This is a genomic window from Pantoea sp. ANP04 (assembly GCF_041982285.1).
Classification (GTDB): Bacteria; Pseudomonadota; Gammaproteobacteria; order Enterobacterales; family Enterobacteriaceae; genus Pantoea; species Pantoea eucalypti.
Genome location: NZ_JAUTYS010000004.1, coordinates 371,137 through 382,786, shown reverse-complemented (window position 1 = coordinate 382,786; position 11,650 = coordinate 371,137). Strand labels below are relative to the sequence as shown.

The following is an 11,650-nucleotide window of genomic DNA, read 5'->3' as shown; positions in this document are numbered from 1 at the left end:
GAGAAGGATTCGAACCTTCGAAGTCTGTGACGGCAGATTTACAGTCTGCTCCCTTTGGCCGCTCGGGAATCCCACCATGGCCTGAATCTTTCTCTCTTAAAGCGGGGCGCATCATACCAAATGCGATAAAGGTGTAAAGCGCCCACTGGCAAAACAACATCTGTTTGCCCACTTTTTACGCGTAGCGCTGAATCTGCAGACAATTCAGCACGCTGGCTGATTAAAGAATAATCGTGCGATTGCCATAAACGAAGACGCGCTGCCCCAGAACTTTGTAGAGTGCGTTGCTCAGAACATTCTTTTCTACGTCGCGACCGGCGCGCATCATCTCATCAGCGGTGTAGCTGTGATCGACGTTGATCACATCCTGCATGATGATGGGGCCTTCATCGAGATTGTCATTCACATAGTGCGCGGTGGCACCGATGATCTTCACGCCACGCTCATAAGCCTGGTGATAAGGGCGGGCACCGATAAAGGCGGGCAGGAACGAGTGGTGAATATTGATGATCTGGTTCGGATAACGCTGCACAAAAGCAGGCGTCAGGACACGCATATATTTTGCCAGCACCACGTAGTCGGGCTGATAGCGATCAATCTCTTCCACCATGCGGTTATCGTGCTCTTCCCGCGTCAGACCCTCATGACTCACCAGCACAAAGGGAATATCGAAACGCTCAACCAGCGAACGCAGCGTATCGTGATTACCGACGACTGCCGCGATCTCCATATCCAGGCCGCCAAAGGCGCTCTTCATTAACAGGTCGCCCAGGCAGTGCGCTTCTTTGGTGACCAGAATCACTACGCGACGACGACCGGCGCTGTGCAGTTCACGCACTGAACCCTGTGGCAGAGCGCTGTCGAGATCGGCGAGCAGGGTGTTGTCGTTGAAAATCCCTTCCAGCTCGGTGCGCATGAAAAAACGCCCGGTGCGATGATCAACAAACTCATTGTTCTGCACGATATTGAGTTCGTGCTTGTAACAAATATTGGTGATTTTGGCGATCAGACCTTTTGCATCGGGACAAATGGTTCGTAAAACTTTTCTTTGCATGGTTTGCGCTTGCATCTCAATCAGAGTCCTGTCAAAGCATTAGGGGTAAACCGCTGGGGCAGCCATCAGCTTAACCACAACATTTTTTGTATTTTTTGCCACTGCCACATGGGCAGGGATCGTTACGCCCCACGGGCGGTGCTGTACCGTCAACATAGTACCAGCGTTGATCCTCGCGAAGAAAGCGTGAACACTCATGAATGGCATGAATGTTGTCGTTCTCGCGGTATCGCGCAAAAAAGGTGACGAAAGCTTCGTTCTCATGGCTTCCATGATTACAACGGGTTACATTCAGGCTAAGCCAAACGGTACCCGGGAAACTTTCAGATAAAAGCCCTGACAGGCCGGGATGGCGTTTATCAGGATGCCAGGTCGCAACCAGATACTCCGCATTATGCTGAACATAAGCGCAATAACGGGATCGCATAAGTTGTTCAGCTGTAAAAGGAATTTGGTTGCCCTGCAGAAAGGGCTCGCAACATACGCTATACTGCTCTCCGCTACAACATGGGCAGGTTTCTGACACATTATCTCCAGAGAATGATGAGTCGATTTCACAGGCGCGCTATGTTAGCTGACCCCACGTTGTGACGCTACGTATTGACGGCAGGACCAGATACAAATGAGAAAAGTAAAAATTGGATTGGCTCTGGGGTCTGGAGCGGCCAAAGGATGGGCACACATTGGTGTGATCAACGCCCTGGAGCGCGCTGGCATTGAGATTGACGTTGTTGCAGGTTGCTCAGTCGGCGCACTGGTTGGGTCTGCCTATGTGAATAATCGTTTGCCGTTGATGCAGAAATGGGTCAGTGCATTCCGCTACTGGGATGTTATTCGTCTGATGGATGTCTCGTGGCAGCGTGGCGGACTTTTACGCGGCGAGCGGGTTTTCAACCATGTTCGTCAGCTTATCCCTAACGATGCGATTGAGCAGTGCCATAAACCTTTTGGCGTGGTGGCGACCAACCTCAGTACCGGTCGTGAACTCTGGCTCACTGAGGGCGATTTACATCAGGCCGTGCGTGCATCCTGTAGTATGCCAGGTTTATTACCACCAGTGGGCTACAATGGGTATTGGCTGGTAGATGGTGCCGTGGTCAATCCGGTGCCAGTCTCACTGACGCGAGCCCTGGGCGCAGACATTGTTATTGCCGTTGATTTACAGCATGACGCGCATTTAATGCAACAGGATCTCTTTTCCGTTACGCCTCAGAACAGCGAAGAAGAAGCCGCAGCAGCGGCATTGAGTTGGGGTGGGAAACTGCGACAGCGCCTGGTGAATTTCACCCAGCGCCGTGCATCTCAGTCGCCTGGCGCGATGGAGATTATGTCCACCTCAATCCAGGTGCTGGAGAATCGCCTGAAGATGAACCGTATGGCAGGCGATCCACCCGACGTTTTAATACAGCCGGTCTGTCCGCAAATTTCGACGCTGGACTTTCATCGTGCTGAAGAGGCTATCGAGGCAGGCAGGGCGGCCGTAGAGAAGAAAATGGATGAACTATTACCACTGGTCCGTGGCAGATAATGAAGTTGTTCATTCAAAGCGGTGACTTCGGGCAATTCTGAAAGGCGCAACTGCGTTTTATGAACCACTATTGAAATATCTGGTACGCAGGGGGAAAGAATGGAAAAACCACTACTCGGCAAAAAGATACTCATTGTCGAAGATGAGGCTGTTTTCCGTTCGTTGCTGGACCAATTTTTGTTATCGATGGGTGCTGTGACGTTACAAGCGGAAGACGGTCTGGAAGCAATTACACAACTACAACAGCATACTGTCGACCTGATTATCTGCGATCTGGAAATGCCTCGCATGAGCGGCATCCAGTTTGTTGAGCATATTCGCACCCGTGGCAATGTGGTGCCGATTTTAATCATTTCGGCCACTGAAAACATGTCTGATATCGCTCACGTACTGCGTCTTGGGGTGCAGGATGTGCTGCTGAAACCGCTGAAAAACTTTGAACGCTTCCGTGAAGCGGTCTATGAGTGTCTCTATCCCTCTATGTTCACCTCGAAAGTGGAAGAGGATGAGCAACTGTTCCAGGACTGGGATGCGCTGGTTCGCGATCCCAAAGCGGCTGCCAAGCTGCTTAAGCAACTCCAGCCTCCGGTACAACAGACGATTGCCAACTGTCGGGTTAACTACCGCCAGCTGACAATGGCTGAGCAGCCCGGACTGGTGCTTGATATCGCGGCGCTCTCCGATAAAGATCTGGCATTTTACTGTCTGGACGTCACGCGCGCCGGTGACAATGGCGTGCTGGCGGCGTTGCTGTTGCGGGCTCTGTTCAATGGTCTGTTACAGGAGCAGCTGACCGGACAAAAACAGCGCCTGCCAGAGCTTAATGGATTGCTCAGACAGGTTAATCTGTTACTCCGTCAGGCAAATCTCAGCGGTCAGTTCCCGTTGCTGGTTGGTTACTATCACCGCGGTTTAAAAAACTTGATCCTGGTTTCCGCCGGATTAAACGCCACACTTCATGTTCATACCCATCAGATTCAGCTCAGCAATGGCGTCCCTCTTGGCACTATGGGTAGCACCCATCTGAACCAAATCAGTCAGCGTGCTGATAACTGGCAATGCCATGTGTGGGGCGCGGGCGGGCGCATCCGGCTGATGCTGTCGACCGAAGAATAAGGGCTAAAAAACGAAAGATTCTGGTGCTGAGGACAGGGCCAGAGTTTAGCTTTACAGTTGGGTAATAGTCTTAATTTCGACGGTTTCATGCCTTCCAGGATAAATCCGTTCGATACTAGCTGATATACTCATTTCCGAATTTAAACCGACATATCAAGTATTAACTTGAACGGCCTATGAGAGAGGTATCTTAATGTCTGCCAATAATACCAAAGTAAAAAAAGCGGTAATCCCGGTAGCGGGTTTGGGCACGCGTATGCTCCCGGCTACCAAAGCGATTCCAAAAGAGATGTTACCGCTGGTTGATAAGCCGTTAATCCAGTATGTCGTTAACGAGTGTATCGCTGCTGGCATCAATGAAATTGTGCTGGTAACGCATTCATCAAAAAATGCCATCGAAAACCACTTTGATACCAGCTTCGAACTGGAATCCATGCTGGAAAAACGTGTTAAGCGTCAGCTGCTGGACGAAATCCAGTCAATCTGCCCGCCACACGTTACCATCATGCAGGTTCGTCAGGGCATTGCCAAAGGTCTGGGTCACGCAGTGATGTGTGCACACCCACTGATCGGTGATGAGCCATTTGCCGTTATCCTGCCAGACGTCATCATCGACGAATACGAATCCAACCCAACCAAAGATAACCTGGCAGAAATGCTGAGCCGTTATGAAGAGTCTGGCCGCAGCCAGATCATGGTTGAGCCGGTTGCCGATGTGACCGCTTATGGTGTTGTTGATTGCCAGGGCGCAGAACTGAACCCAGGCGACAGCGCGCCGATGGTCGGTGTGGTTGAGAAGCCTAAAGCGTCAGAATCACCTTCTAACCTGGCTGTAGTCGGTCGTTATGTTCTCTCTTCAGAGATCTGGCCACTGCTGGCGAAAACCCCTCCAGGTGCAGGCGGTGAAGTTCAGCTCACTGACTCCATTGCCATGCTGATGGAAAAAGAGACTGTCGAAGCTTACCACCTGAAAGGCGTGAGCCATGATTGCGGTAATAAGCTGGGCTACATGCAGGCTTTCGTTGAGTACGGTGTTCGTCATCCGGTATTGGGCAAAGATTTTTCTGAATGGCTCGATGGCGCAGTTGGCAACAAAAAGTAATTCATAAACACAGGATAACTCGATGAAAGTCACTGTATTTGGTATCGGCTATGTCGGTCTGGTTCAGGCTGCGGTGTTAGCCGAAGTCGGACATGACGTTCTCTGCATTGATGTCGACGAAAACAAAGTCGAAAATCTGAAAAAAGGCATCATTCCTATTTTCGAACCAGGTTTAACGCCGCTGGTAATGTCCAATTACGAAGCGGGTCGTCTGAAGTTCAGCACTGATGCTGAGCTGGGCGTAAACCATGGTGTTATGCAGTTTATTGCAGTCGGTACTCCACCGGATGAAGACGGCTCTGCCGATCTGAAATATGTGACCGCCGTAGCGCGCACCATTGCGCAGCATATGAACGATCACAAAGTGGTTATCGACAAATCAACCGTTCCGGTTGGCACAGCAGACAAAGTTCGTGCGGTAATGACGGAAGCGCTGAAAGCGCGTGATGCCAACATCACATTTGATGTGGTTTCAAACCCTGAATTCCTGAAAGAGGGTGCTGCAGTTAATGACTGCATGCGTCCGGAGCGTATCGTTGTCGGTACTGACAACGACGACGTGGTAGAGCTTTTACGTGAGCTTTATGAACCGTTTAACCGTAACCACGATCGCATGATCATGATGGATATCCGCAGCGCAGAGCTGACTAAGTATGCCGCTAACTGCATGCTGGCAACCAAAATCAGCTTTATGAACGAGATGTCTAACCTGGCTGAACGTTTAGGTGCGGATATTGAAAAAGTACGCCAGGGCATCGGTTCAGATCCCCGCATTGGCTACCACTTTATCTACCCTGGCTGTGGCTACGGCGGCTCCTGCTTCCCGAAAGATGTGCAGGCGTTGATCCGTACCGCGGAGTCTATTGGCTATCAGCCACGTCTGTTACAGGCCGTGGAAGATGTGAATGACAACCAGAAAAATAAACTGCCTACCTTCATTAAGCGTCATTTTGGCGACGATCTGAAAGGTAAAACGTTTGCACTCTGGGGTCTGTCATTCAAGCCTAATACGGACGACATGCGTGAAGCCTCAAGCCGCGTGCTGATGGAAACGCTGTGGGAAGCGGGCGCTTCTGTTCAGGCGTTTGACCCTGAAGCAATGGACGAAGCGCAGCGTATCTATGGTCACCGCAGCGATCTGAAGCTGATGGGGACCAAAGAAGCAGCCCTGCAGGGTGCAGACGGTCTGGTCATCTGTACGGAGTGGCAAAACTTCCGTGCGCCTGACTTCGACATTATCAAAAATGCGCTGAAAGAAGCCGTGATTTTTGATGGTCGTAACCTGTATGATCCAGAGCGTATCAGCAAACGCGGTTTCGTTTATTATGCAATCGGCCGCGGAGCGTCTATTCAAACTGCATAATTAACGAGGGATTTATGAACTTTCTGGTCACCGGCGCCGCAGGCTTTATTGGTTTTCATGTTAGTCAGCGTCTACTGGCCGCCGGTCACCAGGTTGTCGGTATCGACAACCTGAATGATTATTATGACGTAAATCTCAAGCATGCCCGTCTCAATTTAATTAAAGCCAACCCAGGTTTTACCTTTATTGAGATGGACCTGGCGGACCGTGATGCAATGGCATCACTGTTCGGCCAGAACAGGTTCCAGCGCGTTATTCACCTTGGCGCTCAGGCTGGTGTCAGGTATTCCATCGAAAACCCTCATGCTTACGCAGACGCTAATCTGATCGGTCACCTCAATATCCTTGAAGGCTGCCGTCATCATAAAATTGAACATCTGCTCTATGCTTCATCCAGTTCAGTTTATGGTCTGAACCGCAAGATGCCGTTCTCAACGGAAGACAGCGTTGATCATCCGGTATCATTATATGCGGCGACCAAAAAAGCCAATGAGCTCATGTCGCATACTTACTCGCATCTTTATCAGTTGCCGACAACCGGATTGCGCTTCTTTACCGTCTATGGGCCGTGGGGCCGCCCGGATATGGCATTATTCAAATTCACGCGCGCAATGATTGCCGGTGAAGCGATAGATGTTTATAACCAGGGCCAGATGAAACGCGACTTTACCTATATTGACGATATTGCTGAAGCGATTGTTCGTCTGCAGGATGTTATACCTCAGAAGGATGATCACTGGACCGTTGAAACCGGTTCACCCGCAACCAGTTCAGCCCCATATCGTGTTTATAACATTGGTAATAGTCAGCCTGTTACGTTGATGAGCTATATCGAAGCGATTGAGAAAGCACTGGGTATTACTGCGAATAAAAATCTGATGCCGATGCAACCCGGTGATGTACTGGAAACCAGTGCGGATACCAGCGCGTTGTTTGAGGCCATTGGTTTTAAACCGCAGACCGGTGTTGAAGAGGGCGTTAAAAAATTCGTTGACTGGTATCGGGATTTTTACAGCGTCTGATTTAAAGAAAAAAGGAAGCGTCTGCTTCCTTTTTTTTGCGCATCAGGCTGATACTAATGTCGCGGCACTGTTTACTGTTTCAGTAAAAAATCGTCCAGCGTTTTACCCTGTTCTTCCAGTGCTATTTTGATCACCGCAGGTGTACGTCCCTGACCGGTCCATGTTCTGGACTCACCTTTTTCATCGGTATAAGCATATTTAGCCGGGCGCACTGAGCGTTTAGCTTTTGCCGCAGTTCGGGGAGTCGCGGCCTGGACGTTAATCAGTTCATTCGGGTCGATTCCATCGGCCAGCAACATTTCACGATACTGATTAAGTTTACGCGTGCGTTCTTCATTTTCTGCCTGAAAATGCGACTCTTCTTCGCGGCGTTCTTTTACCACCACGTCCAGTTTTTCCAGCATCTCTTCCAGTGTTTCTACGGAATACTCTCTGGCCTGGGCGCGCAGCGTACGGATATTATTAAGAACTTTTAGTGCTTCGCTCATTGTCCTGGTCTCTGAATAAGGGGAAAGTTGTGTTGCCCGCTAATAGTAGTGGTGACGTTAAATAACTTCAATCATAAAAAAAATGATCACGGCTAATAACGCTGGAAATTAAAATAACCTGAGGGGGAATAATTCATAATTATGCCGAATGAAAAATATTTTCGCTTAGTGTGATATGAAATAAATTTAATGTATTTAAGGCAGTAACAAAAATGTCATTGTTTGCATTGCAGTTAAAATAAGCAAAACTTATTCTCTTTCCTGACGCACCTGACGGTCGTCATAAACTGCCTGTTTAACGGTAAGCGGGCGGGCATTACGCTCTATTCCTCCATCGGCGTCAACGTATTCCCTGCGCTTTGTGTTAATATGCGCGCCATTCTGTTCAGTCCCGATGAAGATACGTTCCTATGGCCCAACTCTATTTCTATTACTCTGCCATGAATGCAGGGAAATCAACTGCACTGCTGCAATCTTCCTATAACTATCAGGAGCGCGGCATGCGTTCACTGGTCTACACCGCTGAGATCGATAATCGCTTTGGTGCCGGGCAGGTGAGTTCCCGCATCGGACTTTCGTCTCCCGCTGTGCTCTACAATGCAGAGACTGCACTTTACAGTGAAATTGCTGCTGAACATGCTGTGCAGCCTATTCACTGCGTGTTAGTTGATGAGAGTCAGTTCCTGACCCGGGAACAGGTCAAAGCGCTCTCTGATGTCGTGGACGATCTGGACATCCCTGTGCTCTGTTATGGCTTGCGAACTGATTTCCGGGGTGAACTGTTTGTGGGCAGTCAGTATCTGCTGGCATGGGCTGATAAGCTGGTTGAGCTTAAAACTATCTGTCACTGCGGCCGCAAGGCCAGCATGGTGCTGCGACTGGATAGTGAAGGTAAACCGTTCAGTGAAGGTGAGCAGGTCGTGATTGGCGGTAACGAAAGTTATATCTCCGTCTGTCGTAAGCACTATAAACAGGCGATAGAGCAGGGCTCGTTACAGGCGATTCATGGTGCACAGACTCCGCTGCCGTAACCCTCTTTTCAGGTAATAAAAAACCCGCCGTGGCGGGTTTTCTTATCACAGTGTCAGCGGGTCATTATCAGACCTTTTTCGCCTTCTTATCAGCCTTGATTCCTTTAACCGGCTGCTCAGCAACCGCCTGAGCGACGCTTGAGAACGGTTCAACAAATTCACGACCGTAGAAAGTGTCGAGCATAATCTGTTTCAGCTCAGCAATCAGCGGATAACGTGGGTTAGCACCGGTACACTGGTCATCAAAGGCATCATCGGCCAGTTTGTCGACTTTTGCCAGGAAGTCCGCTTCCTGCACACCCGCTTCACGGATGGAGGTCGGGATACCCAGTTCAGTTTTAATCTCATCCAGCCATGCCAGTAACTTCTCGATTTTTTGAGCAGTGCGGTCGCCCGGCGCGCTCAAACCTAAATGGTCCGCAATTTCAGCGTAGCGACGACGGGCCTGCGGACGATCATACTGGCTGAAAGCGGTCTGTTTAGTCGGGTTGTCATTGGCGTTGTAGCGAATAACGTTCGAGATTAACAGCGCATTAGCCAGGCCGTGAGGGATATGGAATTCTGAACCCAGTTTGTGCGCCATTGAGTGACAGACCCCAAGGAAGGCGTTGGCGAACGCAATGCCGGCGATAGTAGCAGCGTTGTGGACACGTTCACGCGCAAGCGGATTTTTCGCGCCTTCAGCATAACTGGCTGGCAGATTCTCTTTTAACAGTTTCAGTGCCTGCAGTGCCTGCCCATCAGAGTACTCATTTGCCAGCACAGAAACGTAGGCTTCCAGCGCGTGGGTCACTGCATCCAGACCACCAAAGGCGCAGAGTGAACGCGGCATATCCATCACCAGGTTAGCATCGACAATCGCCATATCCGGGGTCAATGCATAGTCAGCGAGTGGATATTTCTGACCTGTCGCGTCATCGGTCACCACGGCGAACGGTGTGACTTCTGAACCGGTCCCGGAGGTCGTGGTGATGGCCACCATCCGTGCTTTTACGCCCATTTTCGGGAATTTGTAGATACGTTTACGGATATCCATGAAACGTAACGCCAGCTCTTCGAAGTGGGTTTCCGGATGTTCGTACATCACCCACATGATTTTCGCGGCATCCATCGGGGAACCACCACCCAGTGCGATGATGACATCAGGCTTGAAGCTGTTCATCTGCTCGGCACCTTTACGCACGATGCTCAGCGTCGGGTCAGCTTCAACTTCGAAGAAGACTTCGGTTTCGATGCCGTGTGATTTCAGCACGCGGGTGACCTGGTCGGCATAGCCGTTGTTGAACAGGAAACGGTCAGTGACAATAAAGGCACGTTTCGCGCCATCCGTTGCCACTTCTTCCAGCGCAATAGGCAGTGAACCCCGACGGAAGTAGATGGATTTAGGAAGTTTATGCCACAACATATTCTCAGCTCGCTTGGCGACAGTTTTGGTATTAATCAGGTGTTTTGGACCGACGTTTTCTGAAATAGAGTTACCGCCCCATGAACCACAACCCAGCGTCAGAGAGGGGGCCAGTTTAAAGTTGTAGAGGTCACCGATACCGCCCTGTGAAGCCGGCGTGTTGATCAGAATACGCGCAGTTTTCATTTTGTCGCCGAAGTAGTGCACGCGCTCAGTCTGGTTGTCCTGGTCGGTATAAAGGCAGGAGGTGTGACCGATACCGCCCATCGCGACCAGTTTCTCCGCTTTATTAACCGCATCCTGGAAATCTTTCGCCCGATACATCGCCAGCGTTGGGGAGAGTTTTTCATGGGCAAAAGGTTCAGATTCATCCACGAGTTTCACTTCACCAATCAAAATTTTCGTGTCTGCTGGTACGGTTAGCCCGGCCATCTCCGCAATTTTAAATGCCGGTTGACCCACGATGGCCGCATTGAGGCCGCCGTTTTTAAGGATGATATTCTGAACTGCACTCAGCTCGGCGCCCTGCAGCATGTAACCACCATGGCTGGCAAAACGTTCACGCACTGCGTCATAGACCGAATCAACCACGATTACCGATTGTTCTGAGGCGCAGATCACGCCGTTATCAAACGTTTTCGACATCAGAATTGACGCAACGGCACGTTTCACATCGGCGGTTTCATCAATCACCACCGGCGTATTACCGGCACCCACACCAATTGCCGGTTTGCCGGAGCTGTAAGCCGCTTTCACCATTCCCGGTCCACCAGTGGCGAGAATCAGGTTGATATCGGGGTGATGCATCAGCTGGTTTGACAGCTCAACAGATGGGGCGTCGATCCAGCCGATAATGTCTTTAGGCGCACCGGCGGCAATCGCGGCCTGCAGGACGATATCTGCCGCTTTATTCGTCGCGTCTTTGGCACGTGGATGTGGCGAGAAAATGATACCGTTACGGGTTTTGAGGCTGATTAAGGCTTTGAAAATGGCGGTTGAAGTTGGATTAGTAGTCGGGACGATACCGCAAATCAGGCCAATCGGCTCGGCGATGGTGATGGTGCCGAAAGTATCGTCGGTGGCTAACACACCGCAGGTCTTTTCATCTTTATAGGCGTTGTAGATATATTCTGAAGCAAAATGGTTTTTAATGACTTTGTCTTCGACGATGCCCATACCGGATTCGGCAACAGCCATCTTAGCAAGGGGGATGCGGGCATCTGCGGCAGCGAGGGCGGCGGCACGAAATATGGCGTCGACCTGTTCCTGAGAAAAATTGGCATATTCACGCTGGGCTTTTTTTACACGTTCAACCAGTGCATTGAGTTCAGCGACATTGGTTACGGCCATGGTGTTCTCCTGAAGGAAGTTAAACTTTTTTAGTAAACAATCCTGCGCCCTGAGTATAGCTATGCTCAAAAAATGCGCTATATCAGGATGTAATGTCAGGATTTTCAACTGCTTACTGAATAAGTCTTGCGTTGTCTGTGAAGACGTTTTCATTGATGCCGCTAATACTTCCGTTGTGAAAATATTACCTG

General features: G+C 50.2%; 10 protein-coding genes. 6 read left to right on the top strand and 4 right to left on the bottom strand.

Annotated features, from left to right (window positions below):
• Positions 1–220: 220 nt before the first annotated feature.
• On the bottom strand, positions 221–1,069 hold the full coding sequence (gene purU, locus Q7C21_RS08615; RefSeq protein ID WP_003852258.1) for a formyltetrahydrofolate deformylase: 849 nt from the start codon (positions 1,067–1,069) through the stop codon (positions 221–223).
• A 55-nt stretch (positions 1,070–1,124) separates the two neighbouring features.
• Positions 1,125–1,580, bottom strand: coding sequence for a YchJ family protein (locus tag Q7C21_RS08610; protein ID WP_071591703.1), 456 nt, complete (start codon positions 1,578–1,580; stop codon positions 1,125–1,127).
• A gap of 96 nt (positions 1,581–1,676) precedes the next feature.
• Here Q7C21_RS08610 and rssA point away from each other — a divergent pair, with 96 nt between their 5' ends.
• The 5 genes from rssA to Q7C21_RS08585 all read left to right on the top strand — a co-directional run bounded on the left by rssA (position 1,677) and on the right by Q7C21_RS08585 (position 7,185).
• Positions 1,677–2,582: a patatin-like phospholipase RssA gene (gene rssA, locus Q7C21_RS08605; protein ID WP_003852252.1), complete on the top strand. Its 906-nt coding sequence runs from the start codon at positions 1,677–1,679 to the stop codon at positions 2,580–2,582.
• 99 nt (positions 2,583–2,681) lie between these two features.
• Positions 2,682–3,698 (top strand): two-component system response regulator RssB, encoded by a 1,017-nt coding sequence (rssB, locus tag Q7C21_RS08600; RefSeq protein ID WP_003852251.1) that lies wholly within the window; start codon positions 2,682–2,684, stop codon positions 3,696–3,698.
• Positions 3,699–3,891: 193 nt separating this feature from the next.
• Positions 3,892–4,800, top strand: a complete 909-nt coding sequence (galU, locus tag Q7C21_RS08595) for a UTP--glucose-1-phosphate uridylyltransferase GalU (protein WP_008925296.1) — start codon at positions 3,892–3,894, stop codon at positions 4,798–4,800.
• Between the two features lie 22 nt (positions 4,801–4,822).
• On the top strand, positions 4,823–6,163 hold the full coding sequence (locus Q7C21_RS08590) for a UDP-glucose/GDP-mannose dehydrogenase family protein (RefSeq protein ID WP_003852248.1): 1,341 nt from the start codon (positions 4,823–4,825) through the stop codon (positions 6,161–6,163).
• 14 nt (positions 6,164–6,177) lie between these two features.
• Positions 6,178–7,185 (top strand): NAD-dependent epimerase, encoded by a 1,008-nt coding sequence (locus Q7C21_RS08585; RefSeq protein WP_003852243.1) that lies wholly within the window; start codon positions 6,178–6,180, stop codon positions 7,183–7,185.
• Positions 7,186–7,256: 71 nt separating this feature from the next.
• Here the strand turns inward: Q7C21_RS08585 and hns are convergent, their stop codons facing one another.
• Positions 7,257–7,673 (bottom strand): histone-like nucleoid-structuring protein H-NS, encoded by a 417-nt coding sequence (gene hns, locus Q7C21_RS08580; protein WP_110411361.1) that lies wholly within the window; start codon positions 7,671–7,673, stop codon positions 7,257–7,259.
• A gap of 410 nt (positions 7,674–8,083) precedes the next feature.
• Here hns and tdk point away from each other — a divergent pair, with 410 nt between their 5' ends.
• Positions 8,084–8,704, top strand: coding sequence for a thymidine kinase (tdk, locus tag Q7C21_RS08575; RefSeq protein WP_003852240.1), 621 nt, complete (start codon positions 8,084–8,086; stop codon positions 8,702–8,704).
• Between the two features lie 67 nt (positions 8,705–8,771).
• Here tdk and adhE read toward each other — a convergent pair whose 3' ends face one another.
• Positions 8,772–11,459: a bifunctional acetaldehyde-CoA/alcohol dehydrogenase gene (adhE, locus tag Q7C21_RS08570; RefSeq protein WP_375150614.1), complete on the bottom strand. Its 2,688-nt coding sequence runs from the start codon at positions 11,457–11,459 to the stop codon at positions 8,772–8,774.
• Positions 11,460–11,650: the final 191 nt, after the last annotated feature.

Excerpts from the sequence above, each read along its gene's own strand:
- purU (WP_003852258.1), bottom strand. The coding sequence starts at position 1,069 with ATGCAAGCGCAAACCATGCAAAGAAAAGTTTTACGAACCATTTGTCCC.
- rssA (WP_003852252.1), top strand. The coding sequence starts at position 1,677 with ATGAGAAAAGTAAAAATTGGATTGGCTCTGGGGTCTGGAGCGGCCAAA.
- rssB (WP_003852251.1), top strand. The coding sequence starts at position 2,682 with ATGGAAAAACCACTACTCGGCAAAAAGATACTCATTGTCGAAGATGAG.
- galU (WP_008925296.1), top strand. The coding sequence starts at position 3,892 with ATGTCTGCCAATAATACCAAAGTAAAAAAAGCGGTAATCCCGGTAGCG.
- Q7C21_RS08590 (WP_003852248.1), top strand. The coding sequence starts at position 4,823 with ATGAAAGTCACTGTATTTGGTATCGGCTATGTCGGTCTGGTTCAGGCT.
- Q7C21_RS08585 (WP_003852243.1), top strand. The coding sequence starts at position 6,178 with ATGAACTTTCTGGTCACCGGCGCCGCAGGCTTTATTGGTTTTCATGTT.
- hns (WP_110411361.1), bottom strand. The coding sequence starts at position 7,673 with ATGAGCGAAGCACTAAAAGTTCTTAATAATATCCGTACGCTGCGCGCC.
- tdk (WP_003852240.1), top strand. The coding sequence starts at position 8,084 with ATGGCCCAACTCTATTTCTATTACTCTGCCATGAATGCAGGGAAATCA.
- adhE (WP_375150614.1), bottom strand. The coding sequence starts at position 11,459 with ATGGCCGTAACCAATGTCGCTGAACTCAATGCACTGGTTGAACGTGTA.